The organism is Noviherbaspirillum sp. Root189 (assembly GCF_001428545.1).
In the GTDB taxonomy this organism is placed as follows: domain Bacteria; phylum Pseudomonadota; class Gammaproteobacteria; order Burkholderiales; family Burkholderiaceae_D; genus Noviherbaspirillum.
The window spans coordinates 280,294-304,834 of sequence record NZ_LMHZ01000023.1; the positions used below are offsets into that span (position 1 = coordinate 280,294).

Here is a 24,541-nt window from a genome sequence, read left to right on the forward strand (position 1 = left end):
GGGTTAAGCGGGTGACGGTGATCCGCCATGCAAGCCCTGTTCCTGCATGCCGGTCGTGAAGCCGGCCGGGACATCAACATCCTCATCATCGAGCCCGGCACGCATTCCCTTGAAGTAATCGATCGTGCGCTGCAATCCCTCATCAAGACTGACCCTGGGTTCCCATTCGAGCACGCTGCGTGCGAGCGAGATGTCCGGCTTGCGGCGTACCGGGTCATCGCTGGGCAAGGGTTTGAACACAATACTCGAGCGCGAGTTGCTCAAGGCAATCACCCGTTCGGCCAGTTCGAGCATGGTGTGTTCGGTCGGGTTGCCCAGGTTGACAGGACCGCAAAATCCGTCCGGGCTATTCATCAACTTGTCGAATGCAGCGATCAGATCATCGACATAACAGAACGAGCGCGTCTGCGAACCGTCGCCGTAGATCGTCAGCGGCGCATTGGACAATGCCTGCATGATGAAATTGGACACGACCCGCCCATCATTGGGGTGCATGCGCGGACCGTAGGTATTGAAGATGCGCGCGATCTTGACATGGAGATTGTGCTGGCGCCGGTAATCCATGAACAGGGTTTCCGCGCAGCGCTTGCCTTCGTCATAGCAGGAGCGGATGCCGATCGGATTGACATGTCCCCAATAGTGTTCGGTCTGCGGATGCACCTGGGGATCGCCATAGACTTCACTGGTGGATGCCTGCAGGATCTTGGCCTTCACCCGTTTGGCGAGGCCCAGCATATTGATCGCCCCGTGCACACTGGTCTTGGTTGTCTGTACCGGATCGTTCTGGTAATGCACAGGCGACGCCGGGCAGGCCAGGTTATAGATTTCATCGACCTCGACGTACAGCGGAAAAGTAACATCGTGCCGCATCAGTTCAAATCGCGGATGCGCAAGCAGATTTGAAATATTGTGCTTGCTGCCTGTGTAAAAATTATCGACGCACAACACGTCGTGGCCCTGGCGCAGCAGGTATTCGCACAAATGCGAGCCAAGGAAGCCGGCGCCGCCGGTCACGAGAATACGTTTGCAGTCGGCTTCTTTCATGAATGCATTTCCCTTAGAGCTGATTTTGATGGATTCAGTGTGTTCAAGCGGTTCGCCGCGTTTGACAGGTGTGCTTGCTCATCGAGAAGACTAGCAGCCATCCCGAAAACCTGATCCACCGTGACATCCTGCGCGCACTGGTGTCCGATCGGACATACCAGGTGCATGCAGGGTCGGCATGCGACTGGTGCCGCGATGACACGATGACGCGAGCGGTCGAGCGGCGCCCAGCGGACCGCGTCCGACCCGCAGGACACAATGACGCTGAGCGTCGCCACCGCCGCCGCGACATGTGAAATGCCGGTATCGTTGGACACCACCAGCCTCGCTTGCGACAGCAAGGCGGCAAGGCCGCCAAGGTCCGTCTTGCCGCAGAGATTGCGCGCGGGCAAGCGCATGGCGCGCTGCACGGCGTTCACCACATCGGCCTCATCCGGCGATCCGGTCAACACCACCTGCAATCCGGTCAGTGCAAGGCGATCGGCCACTTCCGCAAAACGCTGCGGCAGCCAGCGCCGCGATGGCAAGCGCGCACCGGGATGAACACAGACATAGGTGCCTGGCGCCGGCAGATCGGAAACGCTCTGCTGCAAGGACGTGACATCGGCCTCGGTCAACGGAAATTCCAGCTGCTCGCCCTGTGCCGGCACACCGAGAAATTCCATCAGGCGCAGGAACCGCAATACCTCATGCTCGCGTTCATCCCACAGCGCGAAAGTTTGCGGGTCCGGACAATACTCGCCGGGTGCGATATAGCCGGCATTACGCTGTGCACCCATCAATACCGTCAGCGGATTGCTGAGGCCGCCGCTGCCGTGCATCTGGATCGCCAGATCGAAGCGCCTGGCCTGTGCGTCGGCAAGGAAGGCGGGAAAAGCATCGATGCGTGCCTCCTGCTCCGGAAAACCCGGATAGCCGGGAAACACCAGCAGCTCGTCGATGTATTGGCTGAAGCGGCTAACAAAGCTTGCGGCCCACGGCATACCAATCAGCGTAATACGTGCATCCGGTGCGGCTGCACGCAACGCGCGCAAGGCCGGCACCGTGCACAGCATGTCGCCTAACTGCAATGCCCGGAATACCGCGATGTTTTGCACGGACGGGTTGACGATGGACTGCCTCTCCGGCAGGCCGATAATGTGCGTCGTCCCCGTCATGGCTTCTGCACGATGAAGGAACCGATGGCCAATGCATCGAGCGGTGTCGTGCAGAATGATTCGACAGCGTCGCGCGGACTGCATACCACCGGTTCGCCGCGTGTATTGAACGAGGTATTGATCAGTACCGGCACCCCCGAACGTTCTGCAAATGCCGTGAGCAGATCGTAATACGCCGGATTCTGCGAGCGGTTGATGGTCTGGATGCGTGCGGTGCCATCGACGTGGCGCACCGCCGGAATCTTGTCTTCCTTGTCGGCACGCACGTCGTACACAAAAACCATGAAAGGCGACACATCGCCGTCGACGAACCAGTTGGCGGCTTCTTCCTCCAGCACTACCGGCGCCACGGGACGGAAGTCTTCCCTGTCCTTGATGGTATTGAGGCGCTGCTGCATAGCCGGATCGAGTGGCGAGGCAAGAATGGAACGCGCACCGAGTGCGCGCGGGCCAAATTCCATGCGTCCCTGGAACCAGCCGATGACCTTGTTTTGCATCAGCAACTCGGCGACCTCCTTCGACAAGTTGTCGGCACGGCGGTAGCTGAGCTTGGCCTGCTTCAGGAATTCCTCGATTTCATCATCGTCATACGATGGGCCAAGGAAGGCATGGTCCATTTGCCAGCTACGCTTGGACATGCCACGTTGTTGGCCATCGATCCACAGTGCAGCACCCAGCGATGTACCCGAATCTCCCGATGCCGGCTGCACCCACACTTTCTTGAAAGGACCACGGTCGCGCACCCTCGCATTCATCACGCAGTTCAGTGCGACACCACCCGCCATCGCGAGCTTCTCTGCACCGGTCTGCTCGTGCAGCCAGTGCACCATCTTCAGCACCGTTTCTTCGAGCACGATCTGCAGCGACGACGCGATGTTCATGTGATGCTGGGTAAACTCCGCGCCGCGTTCGCGTGCCGGACCGAACAGCTCAGCCCAGTTCGCGGGATTGACTTCGTAGTCGCCATCGCCGCGATATTGCAGGATGTCATGAAACTGTTCGGCGAACACCGGCTTGCCGTAAGAGGCCAGCGCCATGACTTTGTATTCATCGGAAGAATGCAGGAAGCCGAGGTAGTCGGTGACGTTTTCGTAGAGCAGACCAAGCGAATGCGGCAGGTTGACCTGCTTGAGCCGGTGATAACGCCGGTCCTGGTAATAGCCGTAACTGGTGGTCGCCATTTCGCCCCGGCCATCCATGGTAAGCACCGCGCATTCGTCGAAGGGAGCGGCAAGAAACGCGCTCGCTTCATGCGCAAGGTGATGTTCGACGAAGTGCCATTTGAACGGGCCATCGTGCTGCACACCGCGAAAACGTTTGCGGATATGATGCGGTGCACCGCTTGCCAGCTGGCGTGGCGCATTGACGATGGACGACAGGAATAAAGGATCCCAGGGTGACAGCCAGTCGCTCTTGTGCGCGGAAGGCTCCAGCGGCAGCGTGATGGTTTCATTGCCCTTGCGCTCACCGAGCAGCAGCCATGGATTGTACGAATACGCGACATGGTCCACGTCAGCTAGTGCGATACCGCCTTCCTTCAGGCAATAGTCGATCGCATGGAAAGGGAGCTGCCATGTTGAAAACGGCACCGGCCGTTTTCCGTGCTTGATGCGAGTGAAACGTTCCTCTTCCGCAGCGGCGATGACTTCACCGTCGCGGACCAGGGTAGCAGAACAATCATGGTAAGCAGCATTGATTCCAAGCGTATACACATTTCCCTCCGGAGTTGGATTTGCCGTGCAGGTAGTGCTCAAGCGACAGGATGCGCGGAGCCGACGGCGTAATGCAGGACATCGCAATGTATGGACAATTAAGCAAGCGATATACCTATGCCGAATGTGCGTCCTTTGTCCATGGAACAGTCATCCAGAGTGATACCGCAGGAGAATTTGCACGTAACTTCTACAGGCGTATGTAATTAAGACACTGTGGCATTTACCTTCCGGCCGCATGAGCGGTGCCGGAAGGATTTTCCTGAGTGGTAGCCTGCCGCTGGGCATGTCGCTTGTTGCTGAGATAGATAAATTCACCTACCACGGCGGTCAGAAACATGAAAAAGTTAGTAAAGACGAACACCCAGTTATCCACCAGGTAACTGTAAATCGTGAAGCCAAATGATGCGCTCAACTGACCAATAAATAGCCACTTGGATACACCATCGACGCGCTTGGTGCGCCACTGCGTATAGACCTGCCTGGAAATCGTCGACACGAGTACGAGCGAACTGATCCAGCCGACAATATCGGCATTCATTGTGACTCCTTTCAAAATGGAAGAGCTGATAAGCTATCCGGGGTGCGCGCCGCAATCGTCATGCCTGCTTGCGAGATTTTCTTGAAGGAATGGTTTCCGTTGCGCCGTCCCTGTAGTCCGTATCAGCGTCACGAAGACACGATGACGTATAGAAAAGCAGGTGCCCGGAACTTGTGTGCCTGCACAAGTATCCCATTCCCTTCACCGGCGACTACCATCAACTCCTACCCTGGCCTGACCTGGCCTGAAATAGCTCCGGAATAAATTTCAGCGCCCAGGTGTAAGGATTACAGTGATCAATACCGAGGCGGCGAGCCGGAATCGCCACCCTGAAGGACACAAGCCTTATGTCGGATGCAAGCACGGAAAAAGGCGGTGATATCAACGTCGTGAAAGACCTGTGGCGAGTCGTGTCCGCCTTTCGCGGCAGGATTTTCCTCGCACTTTTTTTCCTGATCCTCGCCAAGCTGGCGGTCGTGTCGGTTCCGCTGGCGCTCAAGCGCATCGTCGATGAACTGTCACGGCCCGAGCATATCGTCGCCCTGCCCGTCGTTCTGCTGATCGGCTATGCGCTGCTGCGCTTTGCCAGCACTCTGTTTAATGAACTACGCGACCTGTCGTTCTCGCGGGTGACCCAGCATACGGTGGCCACCTATGCACTGAATACCTTTTCCCATTTACATGCACTCGGTGCGCGCTTCCATGCAAAGCGGCGGATCGGCGGCCTGCTTCCCGACATTGATCGCGGCACCAATGGCATCGCGTTCCTGCTCGGTGTCGGTCTGTTCACGCTGGTGCCGACCCTGCTCGAAATCGGCATGGTCATCGCCATCATGACAGCCCGGTACAGTGACTGGTTTACCGTGATACTCGGCGTGACCTTTCTGATTTATTGCGGCTTCACGCTGATCTTTACGCAGCGTCGATCCATCTTCCAGCGGCGCGTGAACCGGCTGGACTCGAATGCAAAGAGCTTGCTGGCCGACAGTCTGATCAATTACGACGCGGTCAAATACTTCACCAATGAGCGCGGCGAAGCACAGCGCTTCCAGCACATCATGGATAACTGGGCAGAGGCAGCGGTGACCAACCAGCGCGCCTTGTTTATCCTGCACGTCGGCCAGAGCGCAATCATTGCGATGGGCGTCGCCTCGGTGATGCTGCTTGCAGGAAAATTCGTACTCACACGCGAGATGACTGTCGGCGACCTTATCCTGATCAATGCCTATGTGATCCAGATCTGTCTCCCGCTCAATGCCCTCGGCTTCGTCTACCGCGAAGCAAAAGATGCACTGGTCAATGCGGAAAAGCTCTTCCAGTTGCTGCGTGAAAAACCGGAAATCGATGAAGCACCCGGTCTGCCTTCACTCAAGGTGACACGCGGCGAGGTCCTCTTCGACAACGTCGTGTTTGCCTATGAAGCGGCACGCCCGATCCTGCACGGCATCAGCTTCCGCATACCGCCCGGCGGCACGGTGGCCGTAGTCGGCGGCAGCGGCTCGGGAAAATCCACGCTGGCGCGCCTGCTGCTGCGCTTCTATGAAGTCGGCGGGGGAAGCATCAGCATCGATGACCAGGATATTCGCGGTGTCAACAGCAGCAGTCTGCGGCTTGCCATCGGCGTGGTTCCACAGGAAGCACTGCTGTTTAACGATACCATTGCATTCAATATCGGCTACGGACGCAACGGCGCCACCATGGAGGAAATTGTCGCCGCCGCCAAGGCCGCGCATGTACACGAATTGATCGACTCCCTGCCGCACAAGTACGAGACCCAGGTTGGCGAACGCGGCGTCATGCTGTCAGGCGGCGAGAAACAACGGATAGCCATTGCGCGCGCGATTCTCAAGAATCCACCCCTGCTCATCTTCGACGAGGCCACTTCCGCCCTCGATACGGCATCGGAGCAGGCGATCCAGCATGAGCTGGACCAGCTTTCCGAAAACCGCACGACCTTGGTCATTGCGCACCGGCTTTCCACCGTAGTAGATGCCACTGAAATTCTGGTCATGGAACGCGGGCGCATCATCGAACGCGGCAGCCATGCAAAACTGTTACAGCAAGGCGGTGCTTACGCGCGACTGTGGCAATTGCAGCAGCGCGAGGATGACCAGCAACGCATTGACCATGCCCTGCATTCCATGGACTGAGAACTTATCCGTGCTTGCCTGGCGGCCATGGAATTTGAGGCGGGTCAAGTGTGTGTAATGGAACAGGAATTGCATGTCAAACAAAACACCATACAGCAGCGCTTCGCGCTCGACCGGCGCCTCTACTCTGATAATCGATTGGCGTGACCCCATTTAATGGTTCTTGCAGGACAGATTCCATGTCAAAAATAATAGCATTTGATCGAAACCGTAAGAACATTGCTGCCGAACATACAGATCGCGGCGTGCAGGCCGGCGGCGTGGTCATGCGCCGCCGTAATGGCGGGCCCGCAGTAACACCGATCAACATCGGCTCGGTCCAGGATGGATCGACGGCCAGTATCGCTGCATCGATCGTGGTCCCGACGCGCGGTCGGCCGCAACTGCTTAACCGCTGCCTCGCCAGCCTCGTATTGCAGAGCTTCGATCCCGATCGCTTTGAAATCATCATTGTCGATGACGGACCGAGCAACGACACCCGCGAAGTAGTCGCGGACTGGGCCGTGCATACCGAAGAAAAAGGGGGGCCGCAGGTCACCTACATTCCCTCCATGGGTCCGCACGGTCCCGCCGCCGCCCGCAACCACGGCTGGCGCGCTGCACGCGGCGCGATCATCGCCTTTACCGACGACGACACCATTGCGCGCGCCGACTGGCTGCGTAACGGCCTGCAGGCATTTGCCGACGATGTGCATGCTGTCTGCGGCCGCATAGTGATGCCGCTCGAACATACGCCGACCGATTACGAACTCGATGCGAAGAATCTTGAAACCGCGGAGTTCGTCACCGCCAATTGCTTCTGCCGCAAAAAGGTGCTTGAAGACCTTGGCGGGTTCGACGAGCGTTTCAGATTTGCCTGGCGCGAGGATTCAGACTTGCATTTCAGGCTGCTCGATTATCGGGCCAACATCGTACGCGAGCCCAATGCGGTGATGATGCATCCGATACGTCCCGCTGGCTGGGGCGTGAGCCTGCAGCAGGTAAAGAAGGTACAGTTCGACGCCCTGCTCTACAAAAAGCATCCGACACTGTATCGCCGCAAGATCCGCGGCAAGCCGCGCTGGGATTTTTACCTGACAGTCGGTGCGCTGCTGGTCATGCTGGTGTCACTGCCCGCCGACGCCAAAGGCGTGACTGTCCTGTCCGGACTGGTGTGGGCATTCATGACAGTCCGTTTCTGCGTACAGCGCCTGCGCAAAACCTCGAAGGCACCCGGACATGTCCTGGAGATGCTCGTCACTTCCGCGTTGATCCCGCCCATGGCGGTGTTCTGGCGCGCGGTAGGCGCCTTCCGTTACAAAGTTGGCTTCCTTTGAACTGCCTCATCCGGTCCGGCACGACGAGCCGGACCATCGACTGATCAGTGTTCATCATCGCCGAATTACCGCAACACCGTGTCCGGCGCGATGAGCTTGCCGATTGAATTGCAGCTTCTGAATCGCGGATATCCGGAACATGCAGCGACGACTCAAAATTCTCACCTGGCATACACATGGCAGCTACCTCTATTACCTCACACAGGCACCGCACGATTTCTATGTGTTGTCCAAGCCTGACCGCCCGCCAGGTTATGGCGGACGCTGTGGCCATATCCCCTGGGGCGACAACGTCATCGATATGCCGGTCAGCGAGGTCAAGGACCATGAGTTCGACCTGATCCTGTTTCAGGATGACGACCAGTACCTAAGGGACCAGCATACCTATCTGAGCGAGGCGCAACGCCGCCTTCCCAGAATCTATATCGAACACGACACGCCGCGCGAGCACCCCACCGACATGCGGCATCCGGTTGATGATCCATCCATCCTGCTGGTGCATGTCACGCCCTTCAATGCGCTGATGTGGGATAACGGCCGCACGCCGACCCGCGTGGTTGAGCACGGCGTGATCGTTCCGCCGGATGTGTCTTATCGTGGCGATCTCGATCGCGGTCTGGTCGTCATCAACAATATCGCCACGCGCGGACGTCGTCTTGGTTATGACGTCTTCAAGCAGTCCAGGGAAAAAGTAGCGCTGGACCTGGTTGGCATGGGCGCGCTTGAAGCGGGTGGTGTCGGCGAGATTCAGCATGCGCAGCTGCCCGCATTTTCCGCGCAATACCGTTTCTTCTTTAATCCCATCCGCTATACCAGCCTGGGGCTCGCCGTGATCGAGGCGATGATGATAGGCATGCCGATAGTCGGCCTGGCGACCACGGAGATGGCGACCGTCATCGATAACGGTGTCTCCGGCTATGTCAATACCGATGTGGAGATTCTCATCGCACGGATGCGGGAGATGCTAGCCGACCCGAACCATGCACGGCGACTGGGCGAAGGCGCACGTCGCTACGCCTGTGAACGTTTCCACATCGATCGCTTCGTCCGCGACTGGAACGATGCCTTCCATGCCGTGACGATGTAATACCCGCCACAATTACCCGCCACAATTTTTGAGCATGACCTCAGAAAGGACAGCATGACAGCAAACAGCAGTTATCTCATCGATCGCGCCGTTGCCGAAAAGGCGGTGCGCCTGAGCCTGCCCATGATTGAAGAAGCCATGAAACTCAAGGAAGTCGGAGAGAGCGGTTTTCTGTATATCGTGGTGATGGACCCGCTGCGCACGCCGGCAAATTCGTTGTTCGAGGAAGCCATTCTGTATGAGCACGCGATCGGCGATCGTGAAAAATGGGATGCGGATTATGCCGGCTTTGCCCGGGCCAAGGCGCTAGTCGCCTGGCGTACGGGAATGGATAGTCACAAGGTGCAGGAACTGCAGCCCCACTTGCTCGCGGCAAAGGATACGGTCCTGTGGGGCAGCGTCGTGGTCGATGGCATCGTGGTTGGTGTGAGCGGCGCAAACGCCTGGTATGACGAAGCGTTTGCAGGGACGGTGGCGATGTGCCTGCGCGCACTGGCGAAGGCAGGTGTGGTCGAAGCGCGGAAGGCCGGATTATTCCTGCCGGCGCGCTGACCGGTTCTGCGGCTTATTCTGTGGCTTAACAAGAGGCTTCGTCAGGCTTCCTCCCTTTGAAAGGGGGAAGCCTGACAACCTTTACCCCAGCGTATAAAACACCAGCCTCGCATTCGCCGCATCAAAGTACAAACCCTGCCAGGGCAACGCCACCACGGCACCGCCGCGCCTGCGCGACAGGATGACATAACGCAGCTGTTGCGTTACCGCATCGATCATCAGATGATCGACATGTCCTATTCTTTCTCCACTCGCGGTCACGACTGCGCAGCCGGCCAGCAATTCCGCCGTGCTCGAATCCTGTCCCGTCAACCGCACGAAGCGCTTGGGCCCATTCCTGGGCGGATCATTCCGGGGACGGCCATATAAGGTACGCAACATGTCTGGCTCCTTGTCATTCACTTCGACGCTTTCCTGCCTTGCATTTTCCTGCGATTTCAGGCCCGCGGTCCCGCTCCGCCCGTTTCACCGGACCCGCTCGACCAGCTTACGCGACGCGAGCCGGCAGCGCCGAGTGCGCCGCCGCCAATACCGATCGCAAGCGCCAGGGCAACCGCAAGAAAAACCACCCATGCCGCCGTTCCGGCATTCTGCATCGCAGTCTCGGCTTTTGCCTTGCCCTGTTGCGATGCGGCACCGGCTGACCCGGACACAATCAGTGCCTGGTCAACGATCGCTTCCGCACGCGCCTGCTCGACACCCATGGTGCTGGTGACCAGTTGCACAGCCTGATCGCGCTGGCCATTCTGTATATATTGCTGGAGCTGGCGCATTGCCTGCGGATCGACACGTCCACCCTGTGCGCGCATCATCGCCGCGAGGGGAGACTCGCCGCTGGCGCCGCTGACTCTGGCCAATTGGCTCATGTTATTGAACACACCGCTGACAAGCGTGCCACCGATCGATGTGGCCAGGATCGCAAACATGATGGTGGTGACCGCCCACGATACGGCACCATGCAGGACGCCATCCGCCTTGCGCTTCAGGCCTGACATCCTTGCGGCAACATAGCCACCGAAGAAAGCGGCGACCAGCATGCTGACGCCGGCCCAGATCAACGGCCCCATGCCGACGGATTCACTTTCGGTGACTTCAATCGATGATAAACCAGTGGCAATGCCGAGCAGTGTCAGCGCGAGTTGCACCGAGATGCCAACCGCTACGCCGGCAAGCACCGCGCCCCAGCGGATGGCCGGAAACACCTGCCGGCGCATGCCGTAATTGACGACGTCGACCTGATGCACTGCCTCGCCATGCGGCGGACGTGGATCGCTGATTGCCATTTTTTTTACTCCTTATTAGACGTAACACGACCAAGACATACAACGACCGAATGTGCAGCGTGCATACGGCTCCCCAAAATGCCTTGGTGTCATGATGCAAACGCAACATTCATGCCTATTTGTGGCGCGCAATGTAGACTGTAGTCCCTGCATGTCACATGCGTTTCCCTCAAGCGCATGACCGTATCCGTGCCATGTCGCCGCCCGGCTTTTACATGACCGGTAAAAGCTTCTTGCTATTCCGGTGCATCATCGTCAGCTCGCCGTTGCGGACGGCACTTCTTCAACGGTATCGATCGCGTGCTTCATACGACGCAGAAACTCCCGCCGCACCTGCCATTGCCTGCCTGCCTGCACTTTGAGTCTGCAGCGTACCGTCACTGCCGCATCCTCCAGCTTCTCGACGCCGGCGATATCGATATCCTCCAGCATCAGTGGGCCGAATACCGCGTCCTTGCGCATGCTTTCATCCACCTTGTGCATGAGATCAAACACGCGGCCGAGGTCATCCTGCCGCTTGACGTTGATGTCCACGACCGCATAACCAAAATCACGGCTGCGGTTGGTGACAACGGTGATCATGCCGTTAGGAATGAAATGCACGCTGCCGTCGTCATCGCGCATGCGAATATGGCGCAAGGTAACTCGTTCGACGTAGCCGCTCTTTCCCGCCGCGTCGATGATGTCGCCTTCGCTGACCTGATTTTCAAGGAGGAGGAACAGGCCGGTAAAAAAATCCTTGACTAGGCTCTGCGCGCCAAAACCGATGGCGATGCCTGCCACGCCGGCGGTCGCCAGAATAGGCGTGATCGAAATCCCGATCAGCCCAAGGGTCAGCATGATCGTAAGACCGACGATCACGATATTCGCGGTGTAGCGAAACACGTTCATCAATGTTTCTATGCGGCGCGAATCACGTATCTTGTCCGCATTCCGCAACACGTGCGCGTGCAATAACCTTAGTACACGTCGGATCAGACGCAATGCCACCCAGGCGAGCACCCAGACCAATAGCATATTGAACCATGGTCGAAGTGCATCGACCCATTGCTTCATGGTGTCCGGCTCAAGCGTCATGGTGTGGAAAGATAAAAGACATCGGCGGCGTACGCGTGCAGCACCTGCTGTACGCGTACGCCACCTGCGATCGCAAGGATCGGGGGATTAACGGAAACGTTCGACGATTACACCATTCTCAAGGCGCACACGCTCACCGACCTGTACGCCCGGCTGAACATCCTGCGACAGAGTCTGGATTGATCCATTGTCCATGCGTACCGCAACCCGATAAGACTGCGAGGTACCGGCAGCGCGGGAATTGTTTTCCATTGCACGACCTGCCAGCGCACCGCCGGCAACGCCGGCAACCGTCGCTGCAGTACGTCCAGTTCCACTACCGACCTGGTTACCAAGTACACCGCCTACGACCGCACCGGCGACAGTGCCGACACCGACGCCATTGGATGCCTGCTGGCCGGGAACGACATCAATTGCCTGCACCACGCCATAGCCGGTTGCGCTGCTCGATGTCGTGACCGGTATCGAACTGGTGGTGGTTACGGGAATAGAGCTGTTGTTCGTGGTGGTGGTCGGTGTGCTGCCGCAAGCAGCGAGCATGGCGACAACGGCAACAGAGGCAGCAATTTTCGTTTTCTGGATCCACATATTGATCTCCTTATTGTTAAAAGTCGAAAGCGGCTTCGATTCAGGTTGAATGCAACTCCGGCACCCTGCCGAATGTGGCGCTTCCGCTCTGTAAACGGAATAAATGATGCCGGTCCGGAAATGCCAAACATGCACTTCCTATGCCAGAGCGCAAACAGGGCCCGGCAGGACGGCATCAGAATCGACACCATGATTTGCCCGTATAAGGGTAGGTCTTTTCATTTCTACATGGCTGTTGTCGCAGTTTTTACATGGTCGCGTATTTCTTACTCGCATAAATTGCGACAGACCAAAGAGAAACCAAGTGAGTTTGCATTAAACGCAAATCACTCTGCGCACGTTGCCTTGCAGCCATATCAAAAAGATTTGGGTACATCATTTGCTTAATAAACAATGCAGCGAGAAAACTGCATTTCGACAATTCGAAGAATCATCATATCTATGCGAAAAATTGCCCTTATCAGCGAGCATGCGTCTCCCCTTGCCCAGATCGGCAGCACGGATAGCGGCGGACAAAATGTGTACGTTGCCCAGCTTGCGAGGCACCTCGCGCGTCTTGGTTATCTGGTCGATATCTTTACCAGGCGTGACAGCGGAACGCAGGAACAAGTCGTCGACTGGTATCCCGGCATCCGTGTCGTCAATGTTCCGGCAGGCCCCGCGCATTACATACCCAAAGAGCAGATGCTCCCCTTCATGGAGCAGTTTGGTCGGTTCATGATCCGCTTTGCACGAAGACAGAAGCTGCCTTATGACCTTGTCCATGCCAACTTCTTCATGTCCGGCATGGTGGCGCGCCAGGTGCGAGATGCGCTCGGGATTCCATTCGTCATGACCTTCCACGCCTTGGGACGGGTACGCCGCTTGAGCCAGAAGGAAGCCGACGCATTTCCGGATGTGCGCTTTGCAATCGAAGAACGGCTGATGCATGAGGCAGATCGAATCGTTGCCGAATGTCCGCAAGACCAGCGCGACATGGAACAGCACTATGGCGCGCCGAGCGATCGCATCGACGTCGTGCCTTGTGGATTTGATCCTGAAGAATTCTGGCCGGTCACCCTCGATGCGCGTCAGCAATTAGGGCTGGACCGCAGTGAGTTTGTGGTCCTGCAACTGGGGCGCATGGTGCCGCGCAAGGGCGTCGATAACGTGATCCGCGCGGCAGCGATCCTGCGCCATCAGTACCAGGTACCGGTACGCCTGCTGATCGTCGGCGGCAATGCGGAACAGCCCGACCCGGTAGCAACGCCGGAGCTTGGCCGTCTGATGGCGCTGACCCGGGAACTCGGCATCGAACAATGCGTGACGTTTACCGGGCAGCGTCAGCGCGGCCAGCTGCGTTATTACTATAGCGCCGCCGATGTGTTCGTCACCACGCCCTGGTATGAGCCTTTCGGCATTACGCCGGTCGAAGCAATGGCTTGCGGTACGCCGGTCGTCGGCACCGCGGTCGGTGGCATCAAGACCACCGTCGTCGATGGCGAGACGGGTTATCTTGTCCCACCCAACGATCCCGAATGCCTGGCCGAACGACTCTTTGCGCTGTATCAGAATCCGCATATGGCGCAACGCATGGGATGGGCGGGTATGCGTCGCGCCTATCAGCACTTTACCTGGCGCAGCGTGGCGACCAACATTGCCGCCGTGTATGAAAACGTACTCGAACCTGCAACGCAGTTCATGCATCGGCCACTCGCTTCGGGAGAAATGAGCCTGCGTAGTTGATCAGCGGGAAAGCGCCACAGGCAAGCTTCACAAGCGCGCCCGGTCCTGCGGCGTCTGCCGTTTCTTGCCGAGGCGTTCAAATGTCACATCGATACCGGTTGCATCAACAACGGCTGCGCCAATGCGGCGTAGCCTCAATGCGATCTTTACGATACATCTAACTTTACGGAGAAGGAATTGGGCAACGTGCAAGTATCCAGCTATGTAGCAGACCCGGCCGAAGCAAACCAGCTTACGGGCAAGACCATTCTCGTCACTGGCGGCGCCAGCGGCCTTGGCGCAGCACTGTGTCATGTACTGTCCTCATCGGGCGCCAACGTTGTGGTCGGCGATCTAAATCTCGACAAGGCGCAGACCGTGGCTTCGCTGCTGGCAGAAGCAGGCGGCAAGACTCATGCACTCGGCTTCAATGTCGGCGATCCCGTGGCAGCCGAACGCGCGGTGGCACAGACAGTCGAGCGCTTCGGCCAGATCGACGTGCTGATCAATAACGCCGGCACCGATGTCACCCAGTCCATTGATGAACTTTCCATCAATGACTGGGACCGCGTGATGCGCACCAACCTCTACGGCCCCTTCCTGCTCTCCAAGTTCGCAGCCCGGCAGATGCAGCATGGGGGGCAGATCGTCAATATCGCATCGACCGCCGCCAAGCGCGCATGGCCGAATGCATCGGCTTACCATGCCAGCAAATGGGGCCTGCTCGGTCTGTCGCATGCATTGCATGCCGAGCTGCGCCCCAAGAAGATCAAGGTCACCGCAGTGCTGGCCGGCGGCATGCGCACGCCTTTCCTGCTTGACCGCTTTCCCAACATCGACATCAATACGCTGCAGGACCCGGTCAATGTCGCCAAGGCGGTCAAGTCGGTCCTGCTCCTGCCCGAACAGACCGTGATTCCGGAAATCATGGTGCTGCCGATGCAGGAGTCATCCTGGCCGTAATCGGCGGCATAGACCGCTTCGGGCAAGCCGCCATAACCTATGGCGGCTGCATTGCAGCACCGAGGCCTTCAGCAGTTGCAAGTTGCAAACGCTCAAAACCACGATCATGCAAGGCTGACACTTAACGCAAATGCCTGCATGACTTCACCCCGGAATTCCCATGCGAGCAATATTTCTAGATAAAGACGGCACCCTGGTCGAAGACGTTCCTTATAACGTCAACCCGGGCCTCATCGAACTGACGTGGCACGCCGGCCAGGCTCTGCAACTGTTGCAACACATGGGATATGCCCTCTTTGTCGTTTCCAACCAGTCAGGCGTTGCCAAGGGATTGTTTACCGAAGCGGCTCTGGACCCCGTACATCAACGTCTGACCGAACTGCTTGCGCAGTACGGTGTGGAACTGAGCGGCTTTTATTACTGCCCGCATAGCCCCGATGGCGTGATCAGCCGCTATGCGATCCCCTGTACCTGTCGCAAGCCGTTGCCGGGCATGCTTTACCGCGCGGCGCACGAGCACGATATCGACCTGTCCCAATCATGGATGATCGGTGACATCCTGCATGATGTCGAAGCGGGCCGCCGTGCGGGATGCCAGACCATTCTGATTGATAACGGCAACGAGACCGAATGGAAACTATCAGCACAACGCACGCCGCACTTCAAGGCATCGGATCTGTATGCCGCCGCCGCCATCATCGCGGACCTGGAGATCGGGCCAAGGACCATGGACGGCATGGATAGCATGAGCCAGCAACTCTGACCGACGCAACGAAACACAACCTGGAAATTTCAGACAGCAGAACCTGAACAATGAGCATGAAACCCTGGCATGACGTTCGGCGGATCCTGTGCATCCGTCTCGATTATCTCGGCGACGTGCTGATGAGCACACCGGCCATCCGCGCGCTCAAGCAGTCGCATCCCGGCAGCCACATCACGCTATTGACCTCCTCAAGCGGCGCCGTCGCTGCACGGCATGTTCCGGAGATTGACGATGTCATCGATTACGCGGCCCCGTGGATGAAGAGCAGCAGCCCCCATGAACCTGCATGTGATCACGCCATGATCGACCGTCTCTCCGAAGCCGGATTCGATGCGGCGGTGATCTTTACCGTCTATAGCCAGAACCCGTTGCCCGCTGCAATGCTGTGCTACCTCGCCGGCATTCCATTGCGGCTTGCCCATTGTCATGAGAATCCCTACCAGATGCTGACGCACTGGGTACGCGATCCCGAACCGGAGGAGCGCATTCGCCACGAAGTGCGGCGTCAACTGGATCTGGTAGCAACCATTGGCGCCCATACCGATGACGAGCGCATGTCGTTCAATGTGCCCTGCGACGATATGCGGGCTGCACGCAATTTGCTAAGCGCAATCGGGGTGGATTCAGAACAGCCCTGGATTGTGCTGCATCCCGGCGCCACCGCCCAATCGCGACGCTATCCCCCCGAGTACTGGCGCGAGGCCAGCCGTACCCTTGCAAGTAAGCTCGGATGCCCGCTGGTGTTCACCGGTGGCAAGGATGAAACGGAGCTTGTCGAGCAGATTCGCGCCGATATCCCGAATGCCTTCTCCCTGGCCGGCAAGTTGACTTTGGGAGAACTCGCGGCCGTCATCACCCTGTCGCCGTTACTGATTTCCAACAATACCGGCCCGGCGCATATCGCTGCTGCAGTGGGCACACCGGTCGTCGACCTGTACGCACTTACCAACCCGCAGCACACCCCCTGGCAGGTAAACAGCCGAGTTCTCTTTCAAGATGTCTCCTGCCGTTTCTGCTACAAGAGCGTGTGTCCGCAAGGACACCATCGTTGCCTCACAGGTGTAGCGCCACAGCAAGTCGTGGATGCGGCAGTCGAACTATTGCAACTGCCGTCTGCCGCTCAACCGACTGTTTCGTCAGAAACATTCACGTTTTTGCAAATCGTCTGAGCACGTCGTCTGTACGATTTACAGCGGATTGCAAAAACGGAATGAGAGGTTGCGGAGTGTAAGGATTTGCCGTGGCATCACAAGGGAATGAATCCGCCGCAAACCGGCATCTCGCCTTGGATTGAATGTCGCCCGCCTTGCTCAACACATCCTTCACGGCTTGGCACAGAGCTTGCGATGTTGCGAGCACGTAGCCAACCATAAGGAGATCACCATGCCACGTAACGCGACCTCTAAAACTTCTTCCAAGTCGACCAAGGCCGCAGCTCGCGGCGCCAAGGCTTCCGCGACCGATGCCATCAAACTGCTCACCGAAGACCACAAAAAAGTAAGCGCGCTTTTTGATGAATTCGAAAAAATGAAAAAGAAAGGCGATGATGATGAAGAGGCAAAACAGCTGATCGTCGAAACCGTCTGCGCAGAACTGACCATCCATGCGCAAATTGAAGAAGAGATCTTTTATCCGGCGGCACGTGATGCGATCGACGACATGGACTTGCTGGACGAAGCCGAAGTTGAACATGCATCCGCCAAGCAGCTGATCAGCGAACTGTCCGCCATGCAGCCTGGCGATGAACTGTACGACGCTAAATTTACCGTGCTGGGCGAGTATGTGAAACACCACGTCGAAGAAGAAGAAAAGGAAATGTTCCCGAAAGTGAAGAAATCCGATCTCGACCTCGAAGAACTGGGTGCGGAACTTGAGCAGCGCAAGATGGAACTGCGTGAAGAACTCGGTCTTGTATCCGACGATGATGAGCTGGAAGACGAGGAAGGCAGCGCCACGAAGTCCACTTCGCGCAAGAATGTGCACTAATCCGCGACCGATGACATGCACAAGGTGACATCCATGTAAGTTTGGGAGTGCGATACGCCGCCATGCGATGCGATGCGGCGTACGAGCGTAAGCCGACGTAAGGGCGGCCTAGCTTACGCTTCCATTTTCTGTCTCCCATATAGAAGATATTCCAGAAAGGCTTTTTGTGATTTCGCCAGATACGCAACGATACACGACCGCATCGCGGCCCACCCATGCGGTGGACATTCTCGCCTTCGTGGGAGCCCAGGAAATTCCTTCTGATTATTTTGAAACACCGTACTATCTTCAACCCGCCCCGGGCGGCGAGAAGGCTTATGCGTTATTACGCGAAACGCTGCGCGAGAACCGTAAGATCGGCATCGCCTATGTGGTCATCCGCGCGCGTCAGCACCTGGCAGCGCTGGTCCCTGAAGGACAGTCGCTGGTGCTCAATACGCTGCGTTGGACAAGCGAGTCCGGATCGGCGCAACACTTTGGCTTGCCGGCAGAAGACGTGCTCGCCGCGCAAGAGCTGGCGATGATGGCCGCGCCGCTGGATACCGTTAGCTATCACGGAAACCCTGATATCGACGCGGCGGATCGGTCGCCGAATATGAGTGCCTTTGTCGAGCAATCGGCGCTCGCCGGCGATGCGCCGGAAATCGTTGTAGAAGAACTGGACGACGTGACGGAAGACGACAACATGGCAGATGACTATCTTGCCTACGTCCTGAGCAGTAGCATGCATCCTCGCGGCGGCAGCACGCGGCGTGGCAGAACCTCTCACCAGCCTGCTTCGGCTGTGCGCCGCAGAATGACGTCAAGGCGTGGATGAGCACTGGCCATGTCCGTTTTATCAGTGACTCAGTGACGGATCATCGCCTGTCGGTCGCTATAAAGTGAGGATTTGCATTGGTCCGGATTGGTTGGGTTTACCTACATTTGATCCGGGTTTGAAATATGCTCGAGCTGAGTTTGAATGAAGTTTGAATGAAGTTTGAATGAAGTTTGAATGAAGTTTGATGTGCGTTGTACCTAGGCGCGTTGTACCTAGGCGAAGCTGTGTGATGTTCGGCTTGCAGGGCAATGAAAATTGCCCTGCTTTTTTTTGCGCGTCACATTGGCCACACCATCAAGGCAAGAGCGTAGTCGATGGACTCATTAGTTCTTTAGCACGCTAATCTGGCCATCCGATTCCATATACGCCGTTTTGACTTCCTCAATGGACTCGATGCCATTCTCTCGAAGCTTGCTCCATAACTCGGTTTCGGTGATGAGTTCCCTGCGCATATTGTGCTTGAGCATGCGGCCACTCTGGACCAACGGTAGCGGTCGTGGCTGTGCCAGCTTCTGAATCGCCGGATATCGAAAGCTTAGCCAGTCCAGTAAAACATTCCAGCCAATCAGTGTCGAGACGAGAACCATGCCGTCCGTGATTGACGTGTATTCGCCTGACATGCCGTTTTGCGCTGCATCGGCAACAATCACGAGTACTAACATATCGGCGATGCCAACAGCACCAACGTCTCGCCGTATCACAAAGCGGAACAACAAGAGCAGGAACCAGTACATCGCGGTACCGCGTATCAGAATTTCGGTTACTGGCAGACTTAGCCCAAACAAGGCATCCCAGTCAACGGACGTAAAAGCCTCCATGCTGCCTCCTGTATGCTGCTGTGCATTCGCATTCGCTGATCGCCAGCGACGACATGCGGATTGAGAATGCGGACACAGACGTTCAGGAAGGACAGGCAAGCCGCGCACGCACTCCGGAACGCCCAATCAGTCCATTGAAACATACTTGCCATGGTACGGATTTGAAATGCCGCAGTTGAGGGCAACAATACCGGAAAGCCCGCGCCTCGCAGGCAAAGGGCTAATACGGATTGAAATGCTCGCAGGACGTTGATGAACAGGCTGCTTGAAGGCGTTGCAGCCGCTTCACCGCAGTTGCTTCAGCTCTAGCGCCCGCTGCTCTGCATGTCGCTGCGCGGGCCTGTGCCGACGCCGACGGGCGGGGCATTGCTTGTCGTGGGGGCGGGATTGGGAACACCGGAGGTCAGCTTGTTGGTACCGAACGTACCTCTGCCAACCATGCGGCTCCAGTATCGGTCGATGTCCGCACTCCATTTCTGGTCCGACATGTCCGGCCATCTTCCCTTGTCAAATGCCGGCGCTTGGCTGATCGTTTCCCGATCCGCGTGGAGAACATATTGCCGGAGGTTGTCGCTCGGCTCCAGCGCCTGCCACGGCACCGCATGGAACTTGGGGCCCAGACCCATGATGCCGCCAAAACTCACTACGGCATACGCCACTTCACCACGTCCGGCATCCAGGATCAGGTCCTTGATGACGCCGATCTTCTTGTCCTTGGCGTCGCGTACGGTGGATCCGATGATTTTCGATCCCCGATAGAGTTGTGCCTGCGGGGCACTCTCAGCCGATTGCGTAACTGGCGGGCGATCGGCATCAGCAGCACATGTCGTCAGCGGCAGCAGTCCCGCGAGCAGAATCACGGCGATTCCGGACTTCATAGTCCCTCCATCTCTCCAGACATCGATGAAATGTACTGCATTATTGCAATGGAAAACCGCAATGGAAGGCAGCCATGCATAGCCGGCGCACATGGCGACCGGTTAGCTATCCTGCGCCACCATCCAGAATTCGACCTTCTGAAAGCAACACCGTTCCCGGCGTTCGTCAGAACGCCGGCTTCAACATTCAAACTGCCTGTCCAATCTGGCTTCTTGCGCGCATACGTCTGGCTACTCGGCCGCCAGAGCGCTTTTCTTTTCCACCCATTTCACGGCTTCCGCCGCCTTCTTGCCTGCGATGAAGGCATGGTCGGAGTTGTAATACTCCCATTCGCTGTAACGGCCTGCCAGAATGACGTCGTACATCGCCAGCCAGGACTTGATAGTCTCTACGTTCTTTGCCCGTGCATGGTCGTAGACCACATAGGCATAGGGCATGTCGACCTCGTTGGCGGCAATGATCTTATCGTCTTCCTTCAGCATGCCGACCTTGATGCAGTCGGCGATGCAGCGGTCGATCAACGCCTGTCCGCTCAGCTGCAGCGGCTTCCATGTCGGCGAATAAGTGATTTCGCAGGTGATGCCGAAACCGCCGGGCGGATTGCATTCGGGGCTGGCGTTGCCCTGCACAAAGATGCGGTGGAAGATCGAGTCTTCCGGGTAGTAGATCCAGTGCTTGTCGGTGATGTTTTCCCGTGCGACCCCAAGGTTCACGCAACGTACCGAGATGTGCTTGAGCCCGGCGGCGGCTTCGCGTACTTCTTCCGGGGCTTCATCACCGATCATTTTTACCAGTAGCGGCAATGGCATGGTGCTGATCAGGTTTTCATATTCGTAACGGCGCCCGTCCGCCAGCGTGATCAGGTGCTGCTTCGGCGATACCGCCACCACGTCGGCATTCAGTTCGATTGTTCCTTTGATATGCGGGACAAAACCTGACATCAGCGCCTGAAATCCGCCGCGCAAGGGATAACCGAAACGCGCGTTCGGCCCCATGGGTTTGCCGGCCGGCTCCAGTGCGCCGCTAATCATTTCTTCCAGGTTCGGCAAGGGCACGCGTCCGCCCAGCCAGGAGGTTTCCATTTCGGTCAGTGGCACCGCCCATAGCTTGCGGTTATAGGGAATGGCGAAATGCTTGGCAATGCCCGCACCCCAGACCTGGTAAATGAATTCTTCAAAATTGGCCGGGCCACGCTTCTCAAGTGCGGCGACATTCGATCCCGGCAGCGTGACGCCGCCATCGGCGCAACAGTCGCTGGCCCTGGCTGCAGTCGGCACAGGCGCGTGCCCGGGTTTGCCGCTTCCATAGCGCGCCTCGATGGCGCCCATGATGCATTCTTTGATCACCTCGGGTGGGAGGCCATGCAGCGCTCCCTGAAACGGGTAACGCGTATAGACGTTCTTGCTGTAAATCCATGCTTCGCGATCCTGCCAGTGCATGTTGGAGCCGAGCAGAATGTCGTACAGCTCCAGCACGTAAGGATCATTCGAAAACATGATGTGACCGGCATGATCGAAGGTAAAGCCATTGTCCTTGATCGAACGGCACCAACCGCCCACCATGTCACTCTTTTCCAGCAACACTGCGTCATGGCCGAGATGATAAGCGGCCGATAAACCGGTCGGCCCGGCACCGATGATCGCCGTCTTCGCATAGCGGTTGGCGTCCTGCTGGCGCAAGCGGTTGACGTTGGGCGTGGCATCAGCGACGGCCAGCGCTTCGACATCGGGTTGCGGCAATGTCGCATCCTGCCGGCGCGGTGTCGTGTCAAGCAGCGTACGCATCTGCTCCACGGTGGAATCCCAGGAAGTGGCCGCCAATACCCGGCGCATGCCGTCGACCCGGCGCGCGTGTTCTTCGGGCGGCGCCAGCAGCGCCGCTTCGCAGGCCGCAATAAACGCATCGGCATCCGCTGCAATCGCAACAATATCGCTGTAGCAGCTGGCGACGTCCGCCACCGGTGTACTTACGATCGGCAATTCCGCCGCCATGTACTCCAGCGTCTTGGTTGGACTGATGAATCTGGTGGATTCGTTCATCGCGAACGGCAGCAGGCACACGTCCCAGCCGGCAAGAAACTGCGGCAATGCCTCATAGGGTTGCTGGCCGAGGTAATGAATGTTCTCGCGCTGGGGCAGCGTCGCCGGATCAATCTTGACTACCGGTCCGACCAGCACGATCTGCCACATCGCATGGGCGTCGGCCAGCCTGCCGATCAGGTCGACATCAAAGCGTTCATCGATCACGCCATAGAAGCCAAGCCGCGGCCCGGGAATTTCACGGTGTGCGGGATGGGAATTGGTACGATCGAGTGCCTGCAGGAAGTGCGCGGAATCAACGCTGCTGGGGAAACAATGGACGTTCGGATGTCGATCGCGTTTGGAACGGTACAGGCTTTGCCCGCCCGTAAAGACGATATCGGCCACCTTCAGCAATGCGCTCTCCCGTTGCAGGAGTTGCTTGGGCGCGTTCTTGAAAGAGGCCAGTTCATCCATGCAGTCATATACCACCAGGCGCGGTTGCAACTCCTGCAGCAGCGGCAGCGCCATCGGCGTATAGAACCATGCCATGTGATCGGGGTAATCGCGCACCACCTGCTTCAAAAGCTTTTGCAGGTGCGGTAACTGATCGTCGTGAAAGCCCGGCATGTTGACTGGCGTGTGCGGCTGGCATACAAGGACGTTGGGGATGGGTGAATACGTCTTCAGATAGGTGCGCTCGGCATCATAAACCGGCTCTTCCACGATGACGACCGGATAATGCCTGGCCATGCGCGATAGCAGATGCTGCGGACGCTGAAACACGAAATCCCAACGCAGGTGCGAGAACACAATGATTGCAGAAGCCATGCTATCTCCTTGCCGCTAGGGCTTGAAATTGGGTTGAGAATGTTTGAGTGGACAGGAGCTGGCGGAATGCGCCCATGGCATTTGCCGCTTCCCGCCGACGCTGTCGGCCATCACACTCGGTCTTTTGAACGCAAGTCGGTCGAATGGAGAATGTCGTTGTCATTTCGTAGGCATGTGAGAACTTCCAGGTTGCGTGTTCGTGGCATCGGATGATATTGCGCTTACCTCCTCCTGCTGAATTGCCGCGTTGCCGGCCTGACGGTTTTCGTAAGATGCCACTACGGCATCGCTATAGCTCAATCGGTACAATTTCGCGATCGTTGGCGCAGGCGCGTTCGACGCATTGCTCTATACGGGAGCCTGTCTGCAATGCGTTTGCTTTTATCACGTGCTGCGTTACAAGCTTGCGCGGAGCGCAGATAACGCATTACGACAGGCCGACGCAAAAGCTGTGCCGACAAACCGGACTTCGTGCCCTTGCACAGCGCGCAAGAAAACAGGATGCCAAGCGGCGTCGCGAAAAGATAAAGCGGGCAAACCGGAAATGCGCCGGCAAGTGAAATCCAGCGACAAGGACGGCCTGAGCGGAGGCGCTTGCCGGGATGGTAAGAGTGGACGGACGAAGCTTGCAGCAACTCAGCAACATGAAAGACGTTTTCCGAATCGGGTCGGGCAATGAGGCTTGTTTCGATAGGGCCGCATTCGTGCAAGCTTTAATCCTGTAGTCGGGAATACCCTCTTCAGGCGTCTTGTACGAACTGCACCTACTATACGGAGCACATGGGCGGGTGCGCTGATCTTTCTCAAACCAGCAATAGCGTAAATACATGATGGATCATGCAATTTGCCTCCTCGGCATGTTTCGTGCTCAGCACAGACCAATCTCTTTCATCGGCAATACTGCGCGCTAGCCATACCACTTGACCATGCCGGGGAGCAATTAAATACCCATGTAAAAATGGCAAAACGGTGTAATCGTTACGTCACGATGTTATGACGAGGCCGTAGCGAGAAGAAAATGTGAAGAAGGGTATAAACACGATATGAAAAACATCAACCGACAGTGAGGCAACAGACGGGCAACAGATAGGAAACAGACAGGCGACAAATGATGCGCAAGCACAATGCTGCAGGATTTCGCTTCCAGCGAATGGAGGCTTTCTTCCTCACGCTGAAAAGAAAGTCATCGCTTTACCGGCACGACCGCAGACTCGCCATAGTGGCGAATACCGGCGCCGATAGGCAGGCC

General features: G+C 57.3%; 21 protein-coding genes. 10 read left to right on the forward strand and 11 right to left on the reverse strand.

From position 1 onward, the window contains the following. Window positions 1-3: 3 nt before the first annotated feature. From ASE07_RS15645 to ASE07_RS15660, 4 genes are all read right to left on the reverse strand, one after another. A complete protein-coding gene (locus ASE07_RS15645; RefSeq protein ID WP_082584181.1) occupies window positions 4-1,044 on the reverse strand; it encodes a UDP-glucuronic acid decarboxylase family protein in 1,041 nt (346 codons plus the stop codon). Next, entirely contained in the window at window positions 1,041-2,201 is a 1,161-nt protein-coding gene (locus ASE07_RS15650; RefSeq protein WP_057291746.1) for a glycosyltransferase family 9 protein, read from the reverse strand. The genes ASE07_RS15645 and ASE07_RS15650 overlap by 4 nt, the downstream gene beginning before the upstream one ends. After that, on the reverse strand, window positions 2,198-3,913 hold the full coding sequence (locus tag ASE07_RS15655; RefSeq protein WP_057291747.1) for a carbamoyltransferase family protein: 1,716 nt from the start codon (window positions 3,911-3,913) through the stop codon (window positions 2,198-2,200). Before ASE07_RS15655 ends, ASE07_RS15650 begins: the two co-directional genes overlap by 4 nt. Window positions 3,914-4,136: 223 nt before the next feature. Beyond that, window positions 4,137-4,454, reverse strand: coding sequence for a hypothetical protein (locus ASE07_RS15660; RefSeq protein WP_057291748.1), 318 nt, complete (start codon window positions 4,452-4,454; stop codon window positions 4,137-4,139). A gap of 347 nt (window positions 4,455-4,801) precedes the next feature. On the opposite strand from ASE07_RS15660, the gene ASE07_RS15665 reads away from it, so the two are divergent. From ASE07_RS15665 to ASE07_RS15680, 4 genes are all read left to right on the forward strand, one after another. Continuing rightward, a complete protein-coding gene (locus ASE07_RS15665) occupies window positions 4,802-6,604 on the forward strand; it encodes an ABCB family ABC transporter ATP-binding protein/permease (RefSeq protein ID WP_057291749.1) in 1,803 nt (600 codons plus the stop codon). 179 nt (window positions 6,605-6,783) lie between these two features. Continuing rightward, complete coding sequence (locus tag ASE07_RS15670) at window positions 6,784-7,920, forward strand: glycosyltransferase family 2 protein (protein ID WP_156396670.1); 1,137 nt, start codon at window positions 6,784-6,786, stop codon at window positions 7,918-7,920. A 139-nt stretch (window positions 7,921-8,059) separates the two neighbouring features. Continuing rightward, window positions 8,060-9,007: a glycosyltransferase gene (locus tag ASE07_RS15675; protein WP_057291750.1), complete on the forward strand. Its 948-nt coding sequence runs from the start codon at window positions 8,060-8,062 to the stop codon at window positions 9,005-9,007. A 54-nt stretch (window positions 9,008-9,061) separates the two neighbouring features. Beyond that, window positions 9,062-9,559, forward strand: a complete 498-nt coding sequence (locus ASE07_RS15680; protein ID WP_057291751.1) for a hypothetical protein — start codon at window positions 9,062-9,064, stop codon at window positions 9,557-9,559. Between the two features lie 81 nt (window positions 9,560-9,640). Here ASE07_RS15680 and ASE07_RS15685 read toward each other — a convergent pair whose 3' ends face one another. The 4 genes from ASE07_RS15685 to ASE07_RS15700 form a co-directional block, all read right to left on the reverse strand. Beyond that, on the reverse strand, window positions 9,641-9,940 hold the full coding sequence (locus ASE07_RS15685; protein WP_057291752.1) for a PRC-barrel domain-containing protein: 300 nt from the start codon (window positions 9,938-9,940) through the stop codon (window positions 9,641-9,643). Window positions 9,941-9,996: 56 nt separating this feature from the next. After that, window positions 9,997-10,842: a hypothetical protein gene (locus tag ASE07_RS15690; protein ID WP_057291753.1), complete on the reverse strand. Its 846-nt coding sequence runs from the start codon at window positions 10,840-10,842 to the stop codon at window positions 9,997-9,999. A gap of 255 nt (window positions 10,843-11,097) precedes the next feature. After that, window positions 11,098-11,898, reverse strand: a complete 801-nt coding sequence (locus tag ASE07_RS15695) for a mechanosensitive ion channel family protein (RefSeq protein WP_057291792.1) — start codon at window positions 11,896-11,898, stop codon at window positions 11,098-11,100. Window positions 11,899-12,006: 108 nt separating this feature from the next. Then, window positions 12,007-12,507 (reverse strand): glycine zipper 2TM domain-containing protein, encoded by a 501-nt coding sequence (locus ASE07_RS15700; protein WP_057291754.1) that lies wholly within the window; start codon window positions 12,505-12,507, stop codon window positions 12,007-12,009. 441 nt (window positions 12,508-12,948) lie between these two features. Here ASE07_RS15700 and ASE07_RS15705 point away from each other — a divergent pair, with 441 nt between their 5' ends. From ASE07_RS15705 to ASE07_RS15730, 6 genes are all read left to right on the forward strand, one after another. After that, window positions 12,949-14,232: a glycosyltransferase family 4 protein gene (locus ASE07_RS15705; protein ID WP_057291755.1), complete on the forward strand. Its 1,284-nt coding sequence runs from the start codon at window positions 12,949-12,951 to the stop codon at window positions 14,230-14,232. Window positions 14,233-14,418: 186 nt separating this feature from the next. Next, a complete protein-coding gene (locus ASE07_RS15710; protein WP_057291793.1) occupies window positions 14,419-15,174 on the forward strand; it encodes an SDR family oxidoreductase in 756 nt (251 codons plus the stop codon). Window positions 15,175-15,334: 160 nt separating this feature from the next. After that, complete coding sequence (locus tag ASE07_RS15715; RefSeq protein WP_057291756.1) at window positions 15,335-15,937, forward strand: D-glycero-alpha-D-manno-heptose-1,7-bisphosphate 7-phosphatase; 603 nt, start codon at window positions 15,335-15,337, stop codon at window positions 15,935-15,937. A gap of 50 nt (window positions 15,938-15,987) precedes the next feature. After that, window positions 15,988-17,109, forward strand: coding sequence for a lipopolysaccharide heptosyltransferase II (gene waaF / locus ASE07_RS15720; protein WP_156396673.1), 1,122 nt, complete (start codon window positions 15,988-15,990; stop codon window positions 17,107-17,109). A 214-nt stretch (window positions 17,110-17,323) separates the two neighbouring features. Beyond that, a complete protein-coding gene (locus ASE07_RS15725) occupies window positions 17,324-17,926 on the forward strand; it encodes a hemerythrin domain-containing protein (protein ID WP_082584182.1) in 603 nt (200 codons plus the stop codon). Between the two features lie 166 nt (window positions 17,927-18,092). Then, on the forward strand, window positions 18,093-18,743 hold the full coding sequence (locus ASE07_RS15730) for a Ku protein (RefSeq protein ID WP_235548483.1): 651 nt from the start codon (window positions 18,093-18,095) through the stop codon (window positions 18,741-18,743). A 326-nt stretch (window positions 18,744-19,069) separates the two neighbouring features. Here the strand turns inward: ASE07_RS15730 and ASE07_RS15735 are convergent, their stop codons facing one another. From ASE07_RS15735 to ASE07_RS15745, 3 genes are all read right to left on the reverse strand, one after another. Beyond that, the gene (locus ASE07_RS15735; protein ID WP_057291758.1) at window positions 19,070-19,564 is read right to left on the reverse strand and encodes a DUF421 domain-containing protein; all 495 of its coding nucleotides are present in this window, start codon (window positions 19,562-19,564) and stop codon (window positions 19,070-19,072) included. Window positions 19,565-19,869: 305 nt separating this feature from the next. Next, entirely contained in the window at window positions 19,870-20,442 is a 573-nt protein-coding gene (locus ASE07_RS15740) for a PRC-barrel domain-containing protein (protein WP_057291759.1), read from the reverse strand. Window positions 20,443-20,673: 231 nt separating this feature from the next. Beyond that, window positions 20,674-23,292 carry an FAD-dependent oxidoreductase gene (locus ASE07_RS15745; RefSeq protein WP_057291760.1) on the reverse strand — a complete coding sequence of 873 codons (2,619 nt, stop codon included), beginning with the start codon at window positions 23,290-23,292 and terminating at the stop codon, window positions 20,674-20,676. Window positions 23,293-24,541 lie beyond the last annotated feature (1,249 nt).